Annotated in this window: 20 protein-coding genes; 12 read left to right on the top strand and 8 right to left on the bottom strand. The window is 68.3% G+C overall.

Annotation, left to right across the window (positions count from 1 at the left end):
- The first annotated feature begins 406 nt into the window (after positions 1–406).
- Both O9344_RS02075 and O9344_RS02080 read left to right on the top strand, forming a co-directional pair.
- Positions 407–1,429 carry a DUF2272 domain-containing protein gene (locus O9344_RS02075; RefSeq protein WP_298472176.1) on the top strand — a complete coding sequence of 341 codons (1,023 nt, stop codon included), beginning with the start codon at positions 407–409 and terminating at the stop codon, positions 1,427–1,429.
- A gap of 91 nt (positions 1,430–1,520) precedes the next feature.
- Entirely contained in the window at positions 1,521–2,183 is a 663-nt protein-coding gene (locus O9344_RS02080; protein WP_298472178.1) for a YitT family protein, read from the top strand.
- 4 nt (positions 2,184–2,187) lie between these two features.
- On the opposite strand, the gene O9344_RS02085 is transcribed toward O9344_RS02080, so the two are convergent.
- The 3 genes from O9344_RS02085 to O9344_RS02095 all read right to left on the bottom strand — a co-directional run bounded on the left by O9344_RS02085 (position 2,188) and on the right by O9344_RS02095 (position 5,287).
- Complete coding sequence (locus O9344_RS02085) at positions 2,188–3,384, bottom strand: multidrug effflux MFS transporter (RefSeq protein ID WP_298472181.1); 1,197 nt, start codon at positions 3,382–3,384, stop codon at positions 2,188–2,190.
- A 117-nt stretch (positions 3,385–3,501) separates the two neighbouring features.
- Positions 3,502–4,476 carry a tripartite tricarboxylate transporter substrate-binding protein gene (locus O9344_RS02090; protein ID WP_298472183.1) on the bottom strand — a complete coding sequence of 325 codons (975 nt, stop codon included), beginning with the start codon at positions 4,474–4,476 and terminating at the stop codon, positions 3,502–3,504.
- Positions 4,477–4,543: 67 nt separating this feature from the next.
- Positions 4,544–5,287, bottom strand: a complete 744-nt coding sequence (locus O9344_RS02095) for a GntR family transcriptional regulator (RefSeq protein WP_298472184.1) — start codon at positions 5,285–5,287, stop codon at positions 4,544–4,546.
- Between the two features lie 82 nt (positions 5,288–5,369).
- On the opposite strand from O9344_RS02095, the gene O9344_RS02100 reads away from it, so the two are divergent.
- The 7 genes from O9344_RS02100 (at position 5,370) to O9344_RS02130 (ending at position 11,836) form a co-directional block, all read left to right on the top strand.
- Positions 5,370–5,657, top strand: a complete 288-nt coding sequence (locus O9344_RS02100; protein WP_298472186.1) for a UxaA family hydrolase — start codon at positions 5,370–5,372, stop codon at positions 5,655–5,657.
- 63 nt (positions 5,658–5,720) lie between these two features.
- A complete protein-coding gene (locus O9344_RS02105; RefSeq protein ID WP_298472188.1) occupies positions 5,721–7,004 on the top strand; it encodes a UxaA family hydrolase in 1,284 nt (427 codons plus the stop codon).
- The gene (locus O9344_RS02110) at positions 7,001–7,507 is read left to right on the top strand and encodes a GNAT family N-acetyltransferase (protein WP_298472190.1); all 507 of its coding nucleotides are present in this window, start codon (positions 7,001–7,003) and stop codon (positions 7,505–7,507) included. The genes O9344_RS02105 and O9344_RS02110 overlap by 4 nt, the downstream gene beginning before the upstream one ends.
- Positions 7,504–8,541 carry a putative sulfate exporter family transporter gene (locus tag O9344_RS02115; RefSeq protein ID WP_298472192.1) on the top strand — a complete coding sequence of 346 codons (1,038 nt, stop codon included), beginning with the start codon at positions 7,504–7,506 and terminating at the stop codon, positions 8,539–8,541. The genes O9344_RS02110 and O9344_RS02115 overlap by 4 nt, the downstream gene beginning before the upstream one ends.
- Positions 8,542–8,550: 9 nt before the next feature.
- On the top strand, positions 8,551–9,486 hold the full coding sequence (locus O9344_RS02120; protein WP_298472194.1) for a hydroxyacid dehydrogenase: 936 nt from the start codon (positions 8,551–8,553) through the stop codon (positions 9,484–9,486).
- Entirely contained in the window at positions 9,483–10,475 is a 993-nt protein-coding gene (locus tag O9344_RS02125; RefSeq protein WP_298472196.1) for an Ldh family oxidoreductase, read from the top strand. The genes O9344_RS02120 and O9344_RS02125 overlap by 4 nt, the downstream gene beginning before the upstream one ends.
- A 113-nt stretch (positions 10,476–10,588) precedes the next feature.
- On the top strand, positions 10,589–11,836 hold the full coding sequence (locus O9344_RS02130; RefSeq protein WP_298472198.1) for an aminotransferase class V-fold PLP-dependent enzyme: 1,248 nt from the start codon (positions 10,589–10,591) through the stop codon (positions 11,834–11,836).
- Between the two features lie 25 nt (positions 11,837–11,861).
- Here the strand turns inward: O9344_RS02130 and O9344_RS02135 are convergent, their stop codons facing one another.
- On the bottom strand, positions 11,862–12,878 hold the full coding sequence (locus tag O9344_RS02135) for an NADP-dependent oxidoreductase (RefSeq protein WP_298472200.1): 1,017 nt from the start codon (positions 12,876–12,878) through the stop codon (positions 11,862–11,864).
- Between the two features lie 194 nt (positions 12,879–13,072).
- On the opposite strand from O9344_RS02135, the gene O9344_RS02140 reads away from it, so the two are divergent.
- The 3 genes from O9344_RS02140 (at position 13,073) to O9344_RS02150 (ending at position 14,853) form a co-directional block, all read left to right on the top strand.
- Complete coding sequence (locus O9344_RS02140) at positions 13,073–13,261, top strand: hypothetical protein (RefSeq protein ID WP_298472202.1); 189 nt, start codon at positions 13,073–13,075, stop codon at positions 13,259–13,261.
- 127 nt (positions 13,262–13,388) lie between these two features.
- The gene (locus tag O9344_RS02145) at positions 13,389–14,609 is read left to right on the top strand and encodes a DEAD/DEAH box helicase (RefSeq protein WP_298472204.1); all 1,221 of its coding nucleotides are present in this window, start codon (positions 13,389–13,391) and stop codon (positions 14,607–14,609) included.
- Positions 14,610–14,643: 34 nt separating this feature from the next.
- Positions 14,644–14,853, top strand: a complete 210-nt coding sequence (locus O9344_RS02150; protein WP_106747540.1) for a cold-shock protein — start codon at positions 14,644–14,646, stop codon at positions 14,851–14,853.
- Between the two features lie 80 nt (positions 14,854–14,933).
- On the opposite strand, the gene O9344_RS02155 is transcribed toward O9344_RS02150, so the two are convergent.
- The 4 genes from O9344_RS02155 to gcvPB all read right to left on the bottom strand — a co-directional run bounded on the left by O9344_RS02155 (position 14,934) and on the right by gcvPB (position 20,940).
- Positions 14,934–15,203 (bottom strand): hypothetical protein, encoded by a 270-nt coding sequence (locus tag O9344_RS02155; protein WP_298472208.1) that lies wholly within the window; start codon positions 15,201–15,203, stop codon positions 14,934–14,936.
- 233 nt (positions 15,204–15,436) lie between these two features.
- On the bottom strand, positions 15,437–15,796 hold the full coding sequence (locus O9344_RS02160) for a hypothetical protein (protein ID WP_298472211.1): 360 nt from the start codon (positions 15,794–15,796) through the stop codon (positions 15,437–15,439).
- A gap of 234 nt (positions 15,797–16,030) precedes the next feature.
- On the bottom strand, positions 16,031–19,009 hold the full coding sequence (gene ileS, locus O9344_RS02165; protein ID WP_298472213.1) for an isoleucine--tRNA ligase: 2,979 nt from the start codon (positions 19,007–19,009) through the stop codon (positions 16,031–16,033).
- Positions 19,010–19,365: 356 nt separating this feature from the next.
- Positions 19,366–20,940 (bottom strand): aminomethyl-transferring glycine dehydrogenase subunit GcvPB, encoded by a 1,575-nt coding sequence (gcvPB, locus tag O9344_RS02170; RefSeq protein WP_298472215.1) that lies wholly within the window; start codon positions 20,938–20,940, stop codon positions 19,366–19,368.
- Positions 20,941–20,943: the final 3 nt, after the last annotated feature.

The following is a 20,943-nucleotide window of genomic DNA, read 5'->3' on the forward strand; positions in this document are numbered from 1 at the left end:
CTCCCGACCGGTTGACCTCGGACACCGAGGAGGCCGCCTCCGTCAGGAGGTCGGCCACCAGCGCACCGGAGATGCCAGCGCCGACCACGACGACATTCGTCGTCAGGTTGCGCTTCAACAAGGTGTGCGGCAGCGCGCGGAGCGGGCGCGACATCCATCACCAACGGCCAGTACGCAGGTCCTTGCCATGGGTCGCGACAATCGGGTGCCTCACAGCGTCGGGCGGTCAGCTGATCGGCAATCGGTCGGTCGGCGCGACAATGCCCGGGGACCTGATCGGATTCCACGATACCGGCCCGATCGCATGACGATCTCGTCATCGTCGCCGAAACCTGCTTCTCTCCGCGCCATGAGTTGGACGGTGTTGTCGCAGACGAAACGCCGGTGCCCTCCCAAGAGGTTTCTGGTGGCCCTCGCCTTCGCCTTGGGGGCCGGGATCGGACCGGCTTTCGCCGCGGGCGGACCGTGGGCCGGGTCGCGCGTGCTCGACCGCCTCTGTCGCGCCACCGGCGCGACGGCGCCCTCCCCTACAGCCCTCGCCATCGCCGCTGCGGCGGTGCGCGAGCACGAGACCTTCGGCGGCCACGTGATCGGCCGCGACGGCGTCTTCATCCGCTTCGGCGCGGTCGAGGCGGATGTCGCGCGCGACGAGGCGGCGGGCCGCGGCGTGCCCTGGCGGCAGGTCATGCGTTACTGGCAGAGCCTCGGTCCTTTGGACGAAGGTCCGCTGCAGCTGCGCCGGGTGCCGCGGGCGCTAGATGACGCATCCGTGGGCGGATCAGGCGACCTCGTTCCGCTCGCCGATGCGCTCGCCCGCCTGCGCGGAGCCACCATGCCGGAGACCGAACGCGAGGCGCTGCTCCAGTCTGCGCTGCGCGCGGCGGCTGTGGACATTCCCTGGTCTGCCGCCTTCGTCTCCCATGTGCTCCTGTCCGCGGGCGTGCCGCGCACGCGCTTCGCCGCGGCCATCGCCCATCTCGACTATGTCGCGGAAGCAGCACGGCGGAGCGAGGAGGAGGCCGACGGCCGGCCGGCGACGAGCTTCTACCGCGCCTGCGATCCCCGCCGCACAGCAATGCGCCCCGGTGACCTCCTGTGCCTGCACAGGCACGAGGCGGGCGCGCTTCCGATCGGCGGCGGCTATGCCGATCTTGTCCCGGCGCTCGCCCGCGGCGAGCGGCCCGTGTGGAACCTGCACTGCGACATCGTCGTCGCCCGCGACGGCCGACGCGGCACGGCCAGCATCATTGGCGGCAATGTGCTGCAATCCGTGGCGAAGCGCGAGTTGCGCACTGACCGCCGTGGCGCGCTGGGGAGGGCCCGCCCCGGCCCGTCCTGCGAGGCCGGCGGCCGGACCGGCACGCTGTGCCGACCGGAGGCGGCGCCATGGTTCGTGCTGTTGCAGGCGGTGGATCCCTCCGATCCCTGACGCCCTGCCAAATTTGCAGGCCTGCCCAGAACTGAGGCGCAACCACGCGCTGCAACATTTGCTATTGTGCGATGCAGCAACGGAGTCGCCCATGTCGAAGCAGACGTCGATGGCCGATGATGCGCCCGCGTCACAGACCAAGCCGCTTGCCGATGTCGGCGTCAGGCACCGTCTCCACGAAGACGCCATGGCCCTTGTCCTCGGCACGCTCTTCGTCTCGCTCGGCATCGCCTTCTACGCCAAGGCCTCGCTGCTGACGGGCAGCACGGTGGGCATCGCCCTTCTCCTCAGCTATGCGACGCCTGTCGACTTTTCGGCGCTGTTCCTGCTGGTCAACCTGCCCTTCTTCGCGCTGGCGCTCCTGCGGCTCGGCTGGTCCTTCACGGTGAAGACGCTCGCCGCGGTCTGCCTCGTCTCGGTCTTCTCGAAGCTCATGCCGCTCTGGCTGGAGATCGGCCATCTCAACCCGGTCTATGCGGCGATCGCCGGCGGCGGGCTCTTCGGCATCGGCCTCCTCATCCTCTTCCGCCATGGGATGAGCCTCGGCGGGGTGAGCATCCTCGCCTTCTACCTCCAGGAGAAGCACGGCATCCGCGCCGGCTATTTCCAGCTCGCTGTCGATCTCCTGGTGATGCTGGCAGCGCTGGCTGTTCTCAGCCTCGAGCTGGTGGCGCTCTCGGTCGCGGGCGTCACCGTTCTCTGCACCATCGTCGGGCTGAACCACCGCCCCGGCCGCTATGCCGGCGTGAGCTGACCGCTCAGTAGGTATCGCGGCGGCGGATCAGGGCCAGCGACAGCAGCGCGCCCACGGCGCCCGCGAGGCTGATCGCCACCATCGGCACCGTGCTCATCAGCGAACCGACCAGCGTGCCGGAGGCCTGCGCCGCCAAGGCGCCGAGCCCCATCTGCGAAAAGCCGACAAAGCCGGAGGCCGAGCCCGCCGCTTCCGGCCTGACGCTCACCGCGCCAGCGATGGCGCCGGGCAGTTGCAGGCCGTTGGCGAAGGCAATGGCGGCCTGCGGCAGGAACAGCCAGGCCGGATGCACCATCCAGCCGGCGAGCGCGATGGCGAACTGGACGAGGGTCATGACCAGCATCATCACGCTGCCCCAGCGGATCAGCCGGTCCGCACCGAAGCGGGCGGCATAGCGGCCGCAGACGGCGTTGCCGAGCATGTAGCCGCAGGCATTGACCATGAACCACAGGCCATAGACCGTCGAGCTCTGGCCCATCAGCGTCACCGAGGCGTGGGGAGCACCGCCGACGAAGGAGAAGAAGGTCATGGACGAGAGTGCGCCGATCAGCAGGTAGCCGAGAAACATCCGGTTGCGGACGAGGTCCCGGGCATCGCGCAGGAGCTGGCCGACGGTCGGCGAGGAGACCACCGCCCGCGTCTCGGGCAGCCGGATGGCGGCGAGCACTAGCGTCACGCCGGCGATGACGGCGGTCGCGGCGAAGACCCAGCGCCAGCCGATCGTCTCGGTCATCAAGCCGCCGATGGAGGGCGAGACCATCGGGGCGACGACCATGGCCATGGTGACCCAGCCGATCATCGAGGCGGCGCGGTCCTTGTCGAAGACGTCGCGGATGATGGCGCGGCCGATGACCTGGCCGGCAGAGGCGCCAAAGCTCTGGAGGACGCGCGCCAGGATGAGCATGGCGGCGCTGGCGGCAAGCGCCGCGAAGAGGCTCATCACCGCTGTGACGGCCAGCGCGCCGAGAATGACCGGGCGGCGGCCATAGCGGTCCGACAGAGGGCCGAGAAAGAGCTGCGCCACCGCCATGCCGGCGAGATAGAGCGTGATGGTGAGCTGGATCGTGCCGGGATCGGTGTCGAAATACAGGGCAAGACCCGGCACCGCCGGCAGCGGCAGGTTGAGGGCCATGGGGCCGATCGCGGCGAGGACGACGAGCAGCGGCACCAGGGCGCGCGGCGCGAGGCGGGGATCGGACATCGGGGCCCTCAAGACCTTGAGCCCCGATGTCGCCCATCGCAGGCGACGGGGTCAAGATGGTGGCGGGAATGGCCGCCCTGTCACCCGCCGGGGTGGCAGGACGGAACTATCGCCCCATCAGTTGGTCGGCGTGAAGCCGGACTCGGCGATGACCTGGCGCCACTTCGCGACCTCGCTCTCCAGCTTGGCGCGCGCCTCCGCCGGCCCGCGCTGGCCGGCCGGATAGGCGGTGGTGCCGAGATCGGCGAAGCGGGCGAGGACCGTCGGGTCCTTCAAGGCAGTCTCCAACGCCGCGGAGAGCCTCTGGACGACGGGTGCCGGCGTGCCGCGCGGCGCATAGAGCGCATGCCAGACGGTGACCTCGAAATTCGGCAGGCCCGCCTCATGCAGGGTCGGCAGGGTCGGCAATTGCTCGACCCGCTGCAACGCCGTTACCGCATAGGCCCGGATGCGCCCCCCCTGGATCTGCGGGATGGAGTTCGTTGTCTGGTCGCAAAGCGCGTCGAGCTGGCCGGCAACGAGGTCGTTCATGGCCGGGCCCGTGCCGCGATAAGGGATCTCGTTGAACTGCACCTTGAGCTGGGCCTGCAGCATCATGTTGCAGAGGTGAGAGCCAGAGCCGACGCCGGCCGTCCCGAAGCTGATGCCCTTTCCGGTCTTCTTCACGTGGTCGAGGAACTCGGCGATCGTCCTGGTCTCGAGGCCGGTCTTGGAGACGATGACGAAGGGCCCCTGGTTGATGAGGCCGATCGGCTCGAAGTCCCGGAGCGTGTCGTAGGTCAGGTTCCGGTAGAGCGTCGCGCCGGCCGCGAGCGCGAGGTGGTGGATGAGCAGGGTGTAGCCATCCGCGGCCGCCCGTGCCGTTCGCGCGGCACCGGTTGTGCCACCCGCGCCGCCGACATTCTCGATCAGGACGCTCTGGCCAAGCGTCGCCGACATGGACTGGCCGATGAGGCGTCCGAGAACGTCGGACGGGCCGCCAGCGGCAAAGGGGACGATCAGCGTGATGGGGCGGTCGGGGAAGGTCTGGGCCATGGTCGGCATGGACAGGCCCATGACGATCGCGGCGGCGCTGGCAAGACGTCCGAGCATCGGTTTCCTCCTTGGGGGTGACGGTATTGTCGTTGTTCAGCGTCCGGTCCGTCGAGCCGGCGCCATTTCATTTGAGATCCGAAGTGTAGTGGAATTGATCTGTCCTGCAGAGGGACACACGCCATTCCACCCTCTGCCCGTCAAGATCGAGGGCAAGGCGGTCGATGGCGAGAACGGGCGATCCGGCGGCAAGGCCGAGATGGGGGGCGTCGGCGGGCGGACACGGCACCGCCTTGAGGCTCTCGCTGGCGCGGGCGATGGTCACGCCGTAGCGCTCGGCATAGAGGCCGTAGAGATTGTTCGGGACAGGATCGCAGGCAGCGAGGCCAGCGAAGCGGGCTGACGGCACGATGATGCTCTCGCTGACCGCGATGTCGCCACCAAGCGAGCGCAGGCGGTGGATGCGCACGACGCGCGTGCCGCGCCTGAGGCCGAGCCGCAGTGCGGCGTCAGCGTCGCACCGCTCTTCACCCACCGACAGCACGGTGCTGTCGGGAAAGACGCGGCGTCCGTCGTCGCGCGACAGCTTGAAGAACTGGAAGAGGATGCGGTCCTCGTCGTGGCTGGCGACGAAGGTACCGACGCCCTGGCGGCGGACGAGGAGGCGCTCGGCCGTCATCTCGTCGAGCGCCTTGCGCACCGTTCCCTGGCTGACGCCGAGTTCGGCGGCGATCTGCATCTCGGAGGGGATGGCGCGGCCGGCCTGCCATTCGCCGTCGGCGATGCGGCGCACGAGCCGCTCCTTCACCTGCCGGTAGAGCGGCAGGAAGCCGATGACACGCCCAGGATCCGCCTTGCCTGTGATGGCCACCGCAACCCTCTCCGCCGACGATTGACAGCCTAGCAGGTCTTATGTCTTATACAAGACTAATAAGCCTACGGAGGAAACGCCCATGGGGGCCCCGCATCTCTTGGTCCACGAGAAGAAGGACACGGTCGGCGTCGTGGTGGTGGAGGGCCTGAAGGCCGGCACCGACATGCTGGCGGTCGTCACCCACGACAATTCAGACTTCCGGATCGCGGCGAAGCAGGACATCCCGATCGGCCACAAGGTGGCACTGAAGGACATCAAAAAGGGCGAGACGATCTGGAAATACGGCCAGGACATCGGCATCGCCAAGGCCGACATCAAGAAGGGCGAACACGCCCACGTCCACAACATCAAGACCAAGCGCTGGTGAGGCCTGGCGCGGAGGCAAACGGCCTCCCCCGCCGCACACAGAACGCATAACGAGGAAACCGCCATGTCGCTGATGGTCGCCAATTTCGCGCTGGTCGAGCGCAAGCTGAAGAACGTGAAGGGTCGCAAGATCGAGGCCGAGCCCTTCAAGGCGCCGGTGGTGAAGCGCCCGACGGGCCGCGCACTCGACACGATCTGGGGCTGGCGGCGCGAAAACGGCCGCGTCGGCGTGCGCAACCACGTGCTGATCCTGCCCCTCGACGACCTGTCGAACGCCGCTTCCGAGGCGGTGGCGAACAACGTCAAGGGGACGCTGGCGATCCCCCACGCCTATGGCCGCCTGCAGTTCGGCGCCGATCTTGACCTGCACTTCCGCACGCTGATCGGCACGGGCTCGAACCCCAATGTCGCGGCCGTCGTGGTCATCGGCATCGAGGATCAGTGGACGAAGATCATCGTCGATGGCATCGCCAAGACCGGCAAGCCGGTGGTCGGCTTCGGCATCGAGGGCCACGGCGACATCGCCACCATCGCCAAGGCGAGCTACGTGGCCAAGGAATTCATGCAGTGGGCGAGCGAACTCCCGCGCGAGAAGTGCCCGATCACCGACCTCTGGGTTTCCACCAAGTGCGGCGAGAGCGACACGACCACGGGCCTGTCCTCCTGCCCCACCGTCGGCGCCATGTATGACAAGCTGATCCCGCGCGGCATCTACGGTGTCTTCGGCGAGACCTCGGAGATCACCGGCGCCGAGCATCTGTGCAAGGAGCGCGCGGCGACCAAGGCGGTCGGCGAGCGCTGGTACAAGATGTGGAAGGCCTATCAGGACGATGTCATCGAGGCCCACAAGACCAACGACCTCTCGGACTCGCAGCCGACCAAGGGCAACATTGCCGGCGGCCTGACGACCATCGAGGAGAAGGCGCTCGGCAACCTCGAGAAGATTGGCCGCGAGTGCCGCTACATCGACATCCTCGAGCCGGCCGAGGCGCCGGCCAAGGGCCCGGGCCTCTACTTCATGGACACGTCCTCGGCGGCGGCGGAATGCGTGACGCTGATGGCGGCCGGCGGCTATGTGATCCACACGTTCCCGACCGGCCAGGGCAATGTCATCGGCAACCCGATCGTCCCGGTCATCAAGATCTCCGGCAATCCGAAGACCATCCGCACCATGCCCGAGCACATCGACCTCGATGTCTCCGGCATCCTCATGCGGACCATGACCATCCCGCAGGCGGGCGACGCGCTGATCGAGAGCATCGTTCGCACCGCCAATGGCCGCCTCACCGCCTCGGAAGCCCTCGGCCATCGCGAATTCTCGATGACCAAGCTCTACCGCTCGGCGTGAGCGCGCGTCTCACAGCGCGCCTCATCCTGACGCCGGTCGGCGAAAGCGATTTCGCCGACCTCTGCGCCCTCACCGCGCATCCGGAAGTCGGCGGCAAGCTGAAGCACGGGGTGCTGACGCATGAGCAGACGCGGGCCCAACTCGACGATTACCGCGAGACCTGGGCGCGCGAGGGCTGGGGTGTCTTCGTCCTGAGACGGCGCGACTCGGGCGCCTTCGTCGGCATCGCGGGGCTCTGGGACCATGATGCGGGGATCGGTGTGGCCATGCGCTATGCGGTGATGCCGGAGCAGCGGGGCGCTGGCTTCACCAAGGAAGCCGCAAAATCCATCCTCGAATTTGCGCAAGAGCAGAACATTCATGCTGTCATGGCGGTGACGCGCGACAACAATCTTGTCTCGCAGCGCATTCTGGTCGATCTGGGATTCCAGCTGCGGGAGATCCGTGAGGTGGCTCACGGGAGGCTCGTGGTGTTCCAGCAGGCGACGGAGCCTTCCCCATGACCCTGTCCGCGACGGCGACCGCGCGTCCGCTCATGCCGGGCATGGCCCTCGCCTGCGCCGTCGCCGTGGCGGCGGTCTTCGCCGAACCGGCCCTGAAGCAGGCGACGGGGGGACGCATCGCCCTCCCCGGCATGGTCATCGCCCTCATCATCGGCATCATGCTGCACGGCCTCGCCGCGCGCCCGCTCTTCGAACCCGGCCTCACCTTCGCGGTGAAGAAGCTGCTGCGCTGGGCCATCGGCCTGCTGGGGCTTCGCATCGCCTTTGGCGACATCCTCGGTCTCGGGCTCGGCACGCTGGTCGTCGTCGGCGGCTCCATGGCCGCGACGATTGCTGCGGGCATCTGGCTCGCCCGTCGCTTCGGCGTGGCGGATGGCTATGGCGCCCTCGCCGGCGCCTCGACGGCGGTCTGCGGCGCCTCCGCGGCGCTCGCCACCACCACCGTCCTGCCGAACTATCCGCAGAAGGCCGCCGACACCGCCTTTACGGTGGTCGCCGCCAATGCGCTCTCGACCCTTGTGATGCTTGCCTATCCGCCGCTCGCGGTGCTCCTCGGCTTCGACGCCACCAAGACCGGCATCCTGCTGGGCGCCACCATCCACGACATGGCGCAGGTGGTGGGCGCGGGCTACGCCGTCTCCGAGCCGGTCGGCAACACCGCCGTCGTGGTGAAACTCTTCCGCGTCTTCCTGCTGCTGCCGGTGGTGCTGGCGATCGGCTGGTGGTTCCTGCGCCAGGGCGAACAGGCGCAAGAGGCCCGCGTGCCCGTGCCGGTCTTTGCCCTCGTCTTCCTGGCGCTGGTGGTGGTGAACTCGATCCTGCCGGGTATCCCGTCGCTCGCGGGCTCCTACGCCCTGGTCAAGGGTTGGCTCGTCTCCGTCTCCAATGCCGGCCTGCTCATCGCCATCGCGGCGCTCGGGCTCGGCACCTCGATCACCGCCATCCTCACCATCGGCTGGCGACACGTCGTCATCTTCCTCGGCACCACGCTCGTGATCCTCGGGCTGGTGGTCGGGGGCATCCTCATCACCTGAAGGCCCGGCATGACCGACATCGTCATCTCTGAATTCATGGACGAGGCGGCGGTCGAGGACCTCAGGCGCGATTTTTCCGTCACCTATGACAAGGGGCTGGTGGACCGGCCAGACGAGCTTGCGCGCCTGATTGCCGGCGCGCGGGCGCTGATCGTGCGCAACCGCACGCAGGTGCGCGGCGCGCTGCTGGCGGCGGGCGCGAAGCTCGAGGCCATCGGCCGGCTCGGCGTCGGGCTCGACAATATCGATGTCGAGGCTGCCAAGGCGCGCGGCATTGCCGTGCTGCCGGCGACCGGGGCCAACGACGTCTCCGTCGCGGAATGGGCGGTGACGACGATCATGGTCCTGCTGCGCGGCGCCTATTACGCCACCGCCGACGTTGCCGCCGGCACCTGGCCGCGCGAACGGCTGATGGGCCGCGAGATCTCGGGCAAGGTGCTCGGGCTCGTCGGCTTCGGCGCCATCGCGCGCGAGACGGCCGTGCGCGCCAAGGCGCTCGGCATGGACATCATCGCCGCCGATCCCTTCGTTGCCGCCGACGACCCCGCCTGGGGACGGATCGGCGCGCGCTCCGTGAGCCTCGACGCGCTGGTGGCCGAGGCCGATGCGGTGAGCCTGCACGTGCCGCTGACACCCGAGACCCGCAACCTCATCGATGCCAGGCGCCTCGCCACCATGAAGCCCGGCGCGGTGCTGGTGAACGCCGCCCGCGGCGGCGTCGTGGACGAGGCCGCGCTCGCCGCGGCTCTCCGCGCCGGGACCATTGCCGGGGCAGCCCTCGATGTCTTCGATGTGGAGCCGCTGAAGGCGGGATCACCGCTCACCGGCTGCCCCAACCTCATCCTCACCCCCCACATTGCCGGGGTGACGGTGGAGAGCAATGTGCGTGTCTCCTCGGTCACCGCCGCCAATGTCCGCCGCGTGCTCGAGGAGCGCCGTTCATGAGCAAGGTCACGCTGGAGGCGGCGCGCGCCTGGGTCGCCGGGATCTTCATCGGGAACGGCGCCCGTGCCGAAGCCGCCCGTTCGGTCGCGGCGGCGCTGGTGCGCGCCGAGGCGGAGGGGCTGAAGGGTCACGGCCTGTCGCGCATCCCGACCTATCTGACCATGCTCACGAGCGGCAAGATTGATGGCGCCGCTGTGCCGACCACCAAGCGCGTGCGCGCCGCGACGCTCGCCATCGATGCCGCCAATGGTTTCGCCTATCCGGCCGTTGACCTCGCGCTGGCCGAACTCCCGGCCATTGCGGCGGAGACCGGCATCGCCGCAGCGACCATCGCCCGCTCCAACCATGCCGGCGCCCTCGGCGCGCATGTCGAGGCTCTGGCCGACCGCGGCCTCATCGCCCTGTTCTTCGCCAACACGCCCGAGGCCATCGCGCCGGCGGGCGGCACGAAAGCTGTCTACGGCACCAACCCCATCGCCTTCGCCTGCCCCCTGCCCGGTCGCCCCGCGATCGTGGTTGATCTGGCGCTGTCCACGGTTGCGCGCGGCAACATCGTCGCCGCCAACCAGAAGGGCGAGGCGATCCCGGAGGGCTGGGCGCTCGATGCCGAGGGCCAGCCGACGACGGATGCCGCCAAGGCGCTGAAGGGCACGATGGTGGCGCTGGGCGGGCCGAAGGGGACGGCCCTCGCCCTCATGGTCGAGGTGCTGGCGGCAGCCCTCACCGGCGCCCATCTCGCCTTCGAGGCGTCCTCCTTCCTCGACGACAAGGGCCCGCCGCCCGGCACCGGCCAGACCATTCTGGCCATCGACCCGGCGGGCTTCGGCCATGCCGGCTTCGGCGAGCGGATCACCACGCTTGCCGCCGCCATCGAGGCGCAGGCCGGCGCGCGCCTTCCCGGCCAGCGTCGCCTGGCGCTGCGGCAGAAAGCCGAGGCCGAGGGGATCGCGCTGCCCGCCGATCTCGTCGCCAAGCACGGACCGGCCTGAGGCTCCTCGGCGTTCCGCGCGACAGCTCCGCCGCCGCGCGGCTTGCGCGTCTCGCGCCCTGTCGTTACCGGAGGGGCACATCCTTCTCACCGCCGACCGGCAGAGGACATTCCATGAGCGTCGCCAACGGCCGTACCCTGCTCGCCATTCCCGGCCCGACCAATGTTCCCGACCGCGTGCTGCAGGCGATGATGCGGCCGGCCGAGGAGATCTATTCCGGCCCGATGGTGGCGCTGACGGACAGCCTCCTGGCCGACCTCAAGACCATCTTCGGCACCAAGGCGCGGACCTATATCTACGCCGCCAACGGCCATGGCGGCTGGGAGGCAGCGATCTCCAACGTGCTGTCGCGCGGCGACAAGGTGCTGGTGCTGGCGAGCGGCCGCTTCGCCATCGGCTGGGGCCAGATGGCCGCGTTCATGGGCGCCGATGTCGAGGTGATGGAAGGCTCCTGGCGGGCGGCCATCGACCCGGCCCAGGTCGAGGAGCGGCTGCGTCGCGACACCTCCCATTCCATCAAGGCGATCCTGATGGTGCAGATCGACACGGCCTCGGGCGTCGTCAACGACGTCAAGGCCGTGCGCCGCGCTATCGACGCGGCAGGCCATCCCGCCCTGTTCTTGGTGGATGGCGTCGCCTCGCTCGCCTGCATGCCCTTCGCCATGGACGAGTGGGGCATCGACGTCGCCATGTCGGCCTCGCAGAAGGGGCTGATGACGCCGCCCGGCCTCGCCTTCGTCGCCGCCAACGACAAGGCGCACAAGGCGCACGAGACCGCTGATATGAAGACGCTCTACTGGGACTGGACGGCGCGCCAGGGCAAGGAGCACTACATGAAATATTGCGGCACGCCGCCGGAGCACCTGCTCTTCGCGCTGCGCGCCGCGCTCGACATGATCATGGAAGAGGGCCTGCCCGCCGTGTGGAAGCGCCATGCGCTCCTCGCCGAGGCGACCCATGCCGCCATCGGCAAGTGGGCCGAGGGCCAGGTTATCGCCTGCAACATCCTCGAGCCGTCGCAGCGCTCAGCCTCGGTGACACCGGTCCTGGTGCAGGGGGCCGATGCCGAGGCGATTGCCACCTACACCCAGCGCATCTGCGGCGTGACGCTCGGCTCGGCCATCGGCGAGCTCTCGGGCCGGGCCTTCCGCATCGCCCATATGGGCCACACCAATGCGCCGATGGTGCTCGGTACGCTCTCGGCGGTGGAGATGGCGCTCCAGGCGCTGAACATTCCCCACGGCTCCGGCGGCGTCGCGGCGGCGGTCGCGAGCCTCGCCAAGGGGGCCGGCCTGCCGGGCAAGCCGGCGGATCACGAGGTGCCGGAGAACGACCTGGCGCTCGCCACCGCTCCCGCCTGAGCGGGAGCGGCGGGGCGCCCTACCGTCAGCCGACCTTCACGACCAGCTTGCCGAAGTTCTTGCCCTTGAGCAGGCCGATGAAGGCCTCCGGCGCGGCGTCGAGACCCTCGACCACGTCCTCGCGGTACTTGACCTTGCCCTCGGCGATCCAGCGGCTCATGTCGGTGAAGAAGGCCTTGGACTGGTCGGCAAAGTCGCGAACGATGAAGCCGCGGATGGTCAGACGCTTGGTCAGCGCGTCGCGCATCAGCAGCGACAGGCGGTCAGGGCCTTCCGGCAGCGACGTCGCGTTGTACTGGGCGATGAGGCCGCAGACCGGAATGCGCGCGAAGAAGTTCAGCAGCGGCAGCACCGCGTCGAAGACATGGCCGCCGACATTCTCGAAATAGACGTCGATGCCGTTCGGGCAGGCCTTCTTCAGGTCCTCCTTGAAGGTCGGCGAGCGGTGGTCGAGCGCCACGTCGAAGCCGAACTCCTCGGTGAGCGCGCGCACCTTGTCGGCGCCGCCCGCGATGCCGACGGCCCGCGCGCCCTTGATCTTGGCGATCTGTCCGACGGCCGAGCCGACCGGGCCGGTGGCAGCGGCGACAACCACGGTCTCGCCTTCCTTCGGCTGGCCGATGGTGAGCAGGCCCGTATAGGCCGTCATGCCGGGCATGCCGAGGACGCCGACAGCGGTCGAGATCGGCGCCAGGCTCGGATCGACCTTGCGCAGGTCCTTGGCGTCGGCAATGGCGTGGGACTGCCAGCCGGAATGGGACAGCACGATGTCGCCGGGACGGAAGCGCTCGCTGTTGGAGGCGAGCACCTCGGCGACCGTGCCGCCCTCCATGACGCCGCCGATCGGCACCGGGGCGGCATAGGACTTGGCGTCGTTCATGCGGCCGCGCATGTAGGGGTCGAGCGAGAGATAGCGGATCTTCAGCAGGACCTGGTCAGGACCGGGCGCGGGCAGCGCCGTCTCGACGATGGCGAAATTGGCGGGCGTCGGCTCACCGTGCGGACGGCTGGCGAGCGTGATCTGGCGTGAGATGGTGGACATGGGACGTCTCTCCCGTAGGCGGGCCCGCAGGCGGCGGGCCTTTCGCGTTCCTCCCTTAATGAGCCGGGAGCGTCGGTACAATCTGCCGCAGGGTTAGGGTGGCGTCAGCGATCGCCGTCGCCTGCGGCTCGCCCGCATACTGGCGGATCCTTGCGAAACGGACGTGCCTCTTGGGTCTCGCGCGGCCGTGCACCATGCCAACCTTGTCCGGCAGCCGGGAATATTCTTGCTGTCGCCAAGATTTTCCGAAGAAATTCGGAAAAACATCAGCACCGTTTCTGAGGTTTGCAGAGCCGTTTTTCGACGACGGGCTTGACTGGCGTGCAAACGTGCCTCATGCTGCAAGCACCATCGTCGTGATTGCGCTGCGCCGCCTTCTGTGAGTAACCAGGCGTCGACAACCGGATATCCGGTGCGACAACGTTGTCTGGGCCGCCCGGCGCGCGGTTCGTGACTGTGAAACTGGAGGACGCAAGACGCGTTTCCGGTCGACTTGAAAGACTGATTTTCTTGAACAATTCATCCTTCGTGGACCTCGGCCTGGCCGAGCCACTTTTGCGTTCCCTGCGTGATGCCGGGTACGAGACGCCCACGCCGATCCAGGCGAAGGCCATCCCTCATCTGCTGGACGATCACGATCTCATCGGCATCGCCCAGACCGGCACCGGCAAGACCGCGGCTTTCAGCCTGCCGATCCTGCAGCACCTCTCCGAGGACCGCGTTCCCCTGCCGGCCAAGGGCGTTCGTGCCCTTGTGCTCGCGCCGACGCGCGAACTCGCGCTGCAGATCTTCGACAACGTCACCCGCCTGTCCAAGCACCTGAAGCTGCGCCATGCGGTGATCTTCGGCGGCGTCGGGCAGAACCCGCAGGCCCAGGCCATCGCCCGTGGCATCGACGTGCTGGTGGCGACCCCCGGCCGTCTCATCGACCTGATGGGCCAGGGCCTCGTGCGGCTCGACACGGTCACCCACCTCGTCCTCGACGAGGCGGACCGGATGCTGGACATGGGCTTCATCCGCGACGTCCGGAAGATCCTCGCCAAGCTCCCCGAGCAGCGCCAGTCCATGCTGTTCTCCGCCACCATGCCGACGGAAGTGGCCAAGCTCGCCCGCGACATGCTCTGGGAGCCGATGCGGGTCGAGGTCACGCCGGAAATCGTCACGGTCGAGGCCATCGAGCAGCACGTCTTCCATGTCGGCACGTCCGACAAGCGTCAGCTCCTCGAGAAACTGCTCACCGACCCGGCGCTTGCCCGCGTCGTTGTCTTCACGCGCACCAAGCACGGGGCGAACCGCCTTGCCGGGCAGCTCGTGAAGTCCGGCTTCTCGGCCGACGCCATCCACGGCAACAAGAGCCAGAACGCCCGCCAGCGCGCGCTCGCGGCCTTCAAGTCCGGCGAGTGCCGCATCCTGGTGGCCACTGACCTCTTCGCCCGCGGCATCGACGTGGCGGAGGTCACCCACGTGGTGAACTTCGACCTGCCCAACGAGCCCGAGAGCTACGTCCACCGCATCGGCCGCACCGGCCGCGCCGGCCGGACGGGCATCGCTCTTGCCTTCTGTGATACTTCAGAGCGCGGCCACCTCGCCGCGATCGAGAAACTGACGCGCGTGCGCCTCGCCGTGGCGGCGTCTCCCATCCAGGCCTCGTCGCCGGCACAGCGGACCGAATTCCGCCCGCCGGCGAAGAAGCCTGCCAGGCGTCCGCAGTCCCGCCCACGGGCTGCCTGACAATCCCTCCACCGCCAACATCGAGGAGCATTCCATGGCGACCGGGACCGTGAAGTGGTTCAACCCCCAGAAGGGCTACGGCTTCATCCAGCCGTCCGACGGCGGCAAGGATGTGTTCGTGCACATCTCGGCCGTGCAGCGCGCTGGTCTCAACGACCTTCGCGAGGGCGAGCAGGTGTCGTATGAGCTCGCCACCGACCGCCGCACCGGCAAGCAGTCGGCTGACCAGCTGAAGCTGGCCTGACGATCCGCATCGGCGACGGACCGGGGTCGTCCCGGTCCGGATGACGTCAATCGTGGTGCCGTGCGCGGCGCCGCGCCATCTCAATGCAGCCAGGCGCCGGCCCCCGACAGGCCGGAGCCGATGCGTTCCAATACGGCGATCTCCGGGTCGTCGCCGCCATTCGTCGCGGCGACCGAAAGGACGAGCACGCCGGGACGCCGCGCGGCCACGAAGCGCGCCACCACCTGCGCCTGTTCGTAGGTGTCGAGATAATGGATGTCCTCCACCACCATCTGCGGCCCACGCCGGATGAATGGCACAACCGCATAGCGGGTGCGTGCTGGCGACGCCGCCGGCCCGTCTTCTCCCATGATGACCTCGCGGTGCGGATGCCCGCCCTGACCCGATTCCTCCGCTCATGATCACACGCCGCCTCGCCCGGCGAGACCGGGTTTTGACAGAGGGATTGACGCTTAAGGGAAAGTCCGCGGTCCGCTGCCGGCGCGAAGAGCCCGGTACAACCCTGCATTGTCGCCGACAAAGCAATGAAGGCGGCGCCGCCGTCGCCGGCCGCGCCGCCCCTGCAAGAGCCCTTCGGGCCCCATCAGCACTTCAGGAAGGTCTTCTCCAGGATGACCTTGCCGGCGACGCTCACCGTCACCCTGACGCCCGTGGGAATGCCCCAGGTGGTGCAGATGTCGAGGCAGGCCTGGGCCGCTGTGCCGTCGGGGATGATCGAGGGGATCGGCAAGCAGTACTTGCCGATGCCGAGCGGCAGGTTCAGACAGATCTTGCCGTTCTCGACCGTGACGCTGATGCACTGGGCGGCGATGCGGATGTGGCCGTCGTCGATCGGGTTGATCTCGCGGCGGTTCGACTCCAGCGCAGCAGCGTCATAGTGACGACTCGTCGCCTCGAGCACGGATGCAATGGCCTTGTCGTCGAAGGAATGGAACGTCGCCATGGGTCAGTCTCCACCTCTGGACCCCGGACCGGGCGCACCATGCGGTCTGGCCGGGACGCTCGCTCATAGCGCGACCTCCCGCTTAGTGTAACTTAGCGTTGTATCTCATTCATATTCTCTCGTTATAGATGTATATTGCGAGAGACGCGCGCACGCCTTGCCGCCGCCGGATCGCACGGCGGGAGGTGGTGGAGGTCGGTCGGGAGAGGGAGCCGCTGCGCGCGGCTCCCGGCTTCACAGCGCGTGGCGCTGCTGCCACTCGCGCATCGCCGCCGCGTCGCGCGGCGTGATGTCCGGGAAGTCGGGATCGGCGGTGGCCGGATCGAAATACTTCCAGGAGCGCGCGCATTTAACGCCGGCCGCCTTGGCCGGTTCCACCGCGACGCCGCGGATGTCGTCGGCGCGATAGGCGGCCGCCGGCCCCTCCCCCGCCAGGACGCGGATGGCGGAGGTGATGGCGACCTCGGCAAGGTCGATGCCCTCCACCGCCGTCATCAGCTCGGGATCGGCGATATGGACCACCGGAGCGGCCTCGAGCGACGACCCCAGGCGCTTGGCGGCGCGCTCCAGCTCCAGAGCGCCGGTGACGGCGCGGCGAACCTTGCGGATCTTCTCCCAGCGGGCGTCGAGGGCCGGGTCGAGCCAGGCCTCGGGTGCCGTATAGAAGCCCTCGAGGTGAACCGAGCCGTCGCGGCCATAGCGGTCCCACCAGGCCTCCTCGGCGGTGAAGGACAGGACCGGCGCGAGCCAGGTCGTCACCGCCCTGAAGATCTCCTCGATGACCGCCAGCGCCACCTTGCGGGCGGGCGCCGAGACGGGATCGCAGTAGAGGCGGTCCTTGCGGATGTCGAAATAGAAGGCCGAGAGCTCGACGTTCATGAACTGCGTCAGCGCAGCGAAGACCTTCTTGTAGTCGTAGTCGCGATAGGCGGCGTGGATCTGCGGGGTGAGTTCGGCGAGGCGATGCAGCATGAGCCGCTCGAGGTCCGGCAGGCCGGCGACATCGGGCAGCGGCGCGCCGTCGTGATGGGCGAGCGCGCCGAGCATCCAGCGGATGGTGTTGCGCAGCTTGCGATAGGCGTCGGAGGTCGTCTGCAGGATCTCCTTGCCGATGCGCAGGTCGTCCGAATAGTCGGAGGCCGCCACCCATAGGCGCAGGATGTCGGCGCCCGACTGCTTGATGACGTCCTGCGGGGCCACCGTGTTGCCCAGCGACTTCGACATCTTGCGGCCCTCGCCGTCGAGGACGAAGCCGTGGGTCAGCACCACGTCATAGGGCGCGCGGCCTCGCGTGCCGCAGCTCTCCAGCAGCGAGGAGTGGAACCAACCGCGGTGCTGGTCGGAGCCTTCGAGATACATGACCGTGTCGGCGCCGCCATCGACCTTGCGCTTGAGGCCGGCGAAGTTCGGGAAGTCCTGCGGCCGCTCCAGCGTGAAGGCATGGGTGGAGCCGGAATCGAACCAGACGTCGAGGACGTCGTCGACCTTGTCCCAGGCGGCAGCGTCATATTGCGGCCCGAGGAACCGCTCCTTGGCGCCGGCCTTGAACCAGGCATCGGCGCCCTCCTGGCGGAAGGCCTCGATGACGCGGAGGTCAACGCTCGGATCACGCAGGATCTCGCCGCTGTCGCGGTTGACGAAGACGGCGATGGGCACGCCCCAGGCGCGCTGACGCGAGACCACCCAGTCCGGACGGTTCTCGATCATGCCGCGGATGCGGTTCTCACCGGATTCCGGCACCCACTGCGTCTCGCCAATGGCCCTCAGCGCCCGCTGGCGGAGCGTCGTGCCGTCCGCATAGGGCTTGTCCATGGCGATGAACCACTGGGGCGTGTTGCGGAAGATGACCGGCTTCTTGGAGCGCCAGGAATGCGGATACTGGTGCTTCAGGCGGCCCCGCGCGACGAGGCGGCCGGCGGCCACCAGCGCGTCGATGACCGCCTGGTTGGCGTCACCTTTGTCGCCCTTGTCGGTGATGACATGGCGGCCCTCGAAGCCGGGGGCCTCCTTGGTGAGGCGGCCGTCGCCGTCCACCGTGTAGGGGATGCGGGTCTCGATGCCGCGCTCGGAGAGCATCCGGCCGCTCGCCATCCAGATCTCGAAGTCCTCGCGGCCATGGCCGGGGGCCGTGTGGACGAAGCCGGTGCCGGCATCGTCCGTGACGTGGTCGCCATCGAGCAGCGGCACCTCGAAGCCGTAGCCAAGATTGGCGAGCGGATGGGCGCAGGTGAGGCCGGCGAGTTCGTCGGCGGAGACATCGGCGACAAGTTCGAAGCCCTCGACCTTGGCCTGCTTGAAGACGCCCTCGGCGAGCGCCTTGGCGAGGATGTAGGTGTTGCCGACGCGCGCCCAGTTGTCAGGCGGCGAGGCCATGACCCGGTAGAGGCCATAGGCGATGCGGTTCGAATAGGAGATCGCGCGGTTGCCCGGGATGGTCCAGGGCGTGGTGGTCCAGATGACGACGCTGGCGTTCCTGAGATGGGCAAGCTTGTCACGCGCCGCCGTGTCGGCAACGGCGGGTGCGACGGCCTTCACCGGGAAGGCCGCCCAGATCATGTCGCTCTGGTAATCGTGGTACTCGACCTCGGCCTCGGCCAGCGCGGTCTTCTCGACCACCGACCACATGACCGGCTTCGAGCCGCGATAGAGCTGGCTGCTGTCGGCGAACTTGATGATCTCCTCGGCGATCTGCGCCTCGGCGTGGAAGGTCATGGTCTGGTAGGGGTTCGCCCAGTCGCCGACGACACCGAGGCGCTGGAATTCGTCTCGCTGGATGTTCAGCCAGCGGGTGGCGAAGGCGCGGCATTCCTGGCGGAACTCGACGACGGGAACATCGTCCTTGTTCTTGCCCTTGGCGCGATATTCTTCCTCGATCTTCCACTCGATCGGCAGGCCATGGCAGTCCCAGCCGGGCACGTAGTCACTGTCGAAGCCGAGCATCTGCTGCGACTTCGTCACCATGTCCTTGAGGATCTTGTTGAGCGCGTGGCCGATATGGAGATGGCCGTTGGCATAGGGCGGGCCGTCGTGAAGGACGAAGCGGTCGCGGCCGCGGGAGGCGCGGCGCAGGCGCCCGTAGAGGTCCATCTCCTCCCAGGATTTCAGGATCTGCGGCTCCTTCTCCGGCAGGCCCGCCCGCATCGGGAAGGGCGTCTCGGGCAGGAGAAGGGTCTTCGAATAGTCGAAGGAGTCGGTCGGGTTCTGGTCGGACATGGTGGGTCGGCCGGGACGAGCGGCGATGAGGCCGCGGAGAAGTCGGAGCGGGTGAAGAGCTTAAACCCCGGACCTCCGGGCGCACGCGAGGGGCCGCGCGGCCTTCAGGAGGCCGGGCCGGTAATTCGCGAAGCGGTGCGGGCGACGAAGCGCATGCCGTCCTTTAAGGGGAAGGCGGGCGGAAAGGCAAGCGCCGCGCGGCCCTGAGGGCATCCACGCGCCCGACGGAGGCGCCGAGCACCGACCCGGCCGCGGCGATATGGTCGCACGAGCGGTGGCCTGAACGTCCTCGACAGGCGGAAACGACGAAGCCCGGCCGATGGCCGGGCTTCTGCTTTGGGCAGACGGGGCGGGGCTTACTCCGCCGCCTCCGCATAGGGCTGCGGCCGGGTCCAGCGCAGGACCGGGTTGCGGGCCGCCCGCGTCTCGTCGAGGCGGCGGCGCGGCGCATGGAACGGCGCGTTCTTGAAGCGCTCGACCTGGCCGCGCTTCGCCGACAGGGCGAGGTCGCGCAGCGTGGCGATGAAGAGGTCGAGGGAGGCCTTCGATTCCGACTCCGTCGGCTCGATCAGCATGGCGCCGTGGACGACCAGCGGGAAATACATGGTCATCGGGTGGTAGCCCTCGTCGATCATCGCCTTGGCGAAGTCGAGCGTGGAAACGCCGGTGTTCTTCAGCCACTCGTCGTCGAACAGCGCCTCGTGCATGCAGGGCTGGTTGCCGAAGGGCAGGCTCATCAGGTCGGCGAGCGAGGCGCGGATGTAGTTGGCGTTGAGCACCGCATCCTCGGAGGCCAGCTTCATGCCATCGGCGCCGTGGCTGAGCATATAGGCGAGTGCGCGGACGAACATGCCCATCTGGCCGTGGAAGGCCGACATGCGGCCGAAGGGCATCTCGCCCTTGTCGAGCTTGCCGCCCTCCTCCACCAGCGAGAAGCCCTTGCCGGCGCGGATGAAGGGATAGGGCACGAAGGCCGCGAGGCGCTCCGACAGCACGACGGGACCGGCACCCGGACCGCCGCCGCCATGGGGCGTCGAGAAGGTCTTGTGCAGGTTGATGTGCATGGCGTCGACGCCGAGGTCACCCGGGCGGGCCTTGCCGACGATCGCGTTGAAGTTGGCGCCGTCGCAGTAGAAATAAGCCCCGGCGTCATGGATCGCCTTGGCGATCTCGACGATCTCCTTCTCGAAGATGCCGCAGGTGTTGGGGTTGGTGAGCATGATCGCCGCAACGTCCGGCGTCAGCGCCGCCTTGACGTCGGAGACATGGACCGTGCCGTCGGCCTGGGCCGGGACCGCCTTCACCTCGAAGCCAATGAGGGCCGCGGTGGCGGGATTGGTACCGTGGGCGGATTCCGGAACCAAAACGGTCTTGCGATGGCCCTCGCCCTTGGCCTCCAGCGCCGCCTTGATCGCCATCATGCCGGCGAGCTCGCCATGGGCGCCGGCCTTGGGGCTCATCGCCACGGCAGGCATGCCGGTGAGCTCCTTGAGATAGTCGGCGAGGCGGTCGATCAGCTCCAGCGCGCCCTGCACGGTCGAGACCGGCTGGAGCGGATGGATGTCACCGAAGCCGGGCAGGCGCGCCATCTTCTCGTTGAGGCGGGCATTGTGCTTCATCGTGCAGGAGCCGAGCGGGAAGAGCCCGGTGTCGATGCCGAAGTTCTTCTGGCTGAGGCGCACGTAGTGGCGCATCGTCTCCGGCTCGGAGAGGCCCGGCAGGTCGATCGGCTCCTTGCGGGCGAGCTTGCCGAGGCGCGACTTCACCTTCTTCGGCTCCGGCATATCGACGCCGGTGACCTCGGGACGGCCGATCTCGAAGATCAGCGCTTCCTCGATCTGCAGCGCCTTGTTGCCGGTGAAGGTCGGGTGGGCGGAGGCGGCACCGGCCTCGCCGGCGGCGGTGGGACGACCCTGGTTGTTCATGGACATGGG

The organism is Phreatobacter sp., from assembly GCF_027532945.1.
Lineage (GTDB): Bacteria > Pseudomonadota > Alphaproteobacteria > Rhizobiales > Phreatobacteraceae > Phreatobacter.

Bases quoted from the DNA above. Each gene is read 5' to 3' on its own strand.
- O9344_RS02080 (WP_298472178.1), top strand. From the start codon at position 1,521: ATGTCGAAGCAGACGTCGATGGCCGATGATGCGCCCGCGTCACAGACC.
- O9344_RS02085 (WP_298472181.1), bottom strand. From the start codon at position 3,384: ATGTCCGATCCCCGCCTCGCGCCGCGCGCCCTGGTGCCGCTGCTCGTC.
- O9344_RS02090 (WP_298472183.1), bottom strand. From the start codon at position 4,476: ATGCTCGGACGTCTTGCCAGCGCCGCCGCGATCGTCATGGGCCTGTCC.
- O9344_RS02100 (WP_298472186.1), top strand. From the start codon at position 5,370: ATGGGGGCCCCGCATCTCTTGGTCCACGAGAAGAAGGACACGGTCGGC.
- O9344_RS02105 (WP_298472188.1), top strand. From the start codon at position 5,721: ATGTCGCTGATGGTCGCCAATTTCGCGCTGGTCGAGCGCAAGCTGAAG.
- O9344_RS02115 (WP_298472192.1), top strand. From the start codon at position 7,504: ATGACCCTGTCCGCGACGGCGACCGCGCGTCCGCTCATGCCGGGCATG.
- O9344_RS02120 (WP_298472194.1), top strand. From the start codon at position 8,551: ATGACCGACATCGTCATCTCTGAATTCATGGACGAGGCGGCGGTCGAG.
- O9344_RS02125 (WP_298472196.1), top strand. From the start codon at position 9,483: ATGAGCAAGGTCACGCTGGAGGCGGCGCGCGCCTGGGTCGCCGGGATC.
- O9344_RS02130 (WP_298472198.1), top strand. From the start codon at position 10,589: ATGAGCGTCGCCAACGGCCGTACCCTGCTCGCCATTCCCGGCCCGACC.
- O9344_RS02135 (WP_298472200.1), bottom strand. From the start codon at position 12,878: ATGTCCACCATCTCACGCCAGATCACGCTCGCCAGCCGTCCGCACGGT.
- O9344_RS02140 (WP_298472202.1), top strand. From the start codon at position 13,073: ATGCCAACCTTGTCCGGCAGCCGGGAATATTCTTGCTGTCGCCAAGAT.
- O9344_RS02150 (WP_106747540.1), top strand. From the start codon at position 14,644: ATGGCGACCGGGACCGTGAAGTGGTTCAACCCCCAGAAGGGCTACGGC.
- O9344_RS02155 (WP_298472208.1), bottom strand. From the start codon at position 15,203: ATGGGAGAAGACGGGCCGGCGGCGTCGCCAGCACGCACCCGCTATGCG.
- O9344_RS02160 (WP_298472211.1), bottom strand. From the start codon at position 15,796: ATGGCGACGTTCCATTCCTTCGACGACAAGGCCATTGCATCCGTGCTC.
- ileS (WP_298472213.1), bottom strand. From the start codon at position 19,009: ATGTCCGACCAGAACCCGACCGACTCCTTCGACTATTCGAAGACCCTT.
- gcvPB (WP_298472215.1), bottom strand. From the start codon at position 20,940: ATGTCCATGAACAACCAGGGTCGTCCCACCGCCGCCGGCGAGGCCGGT.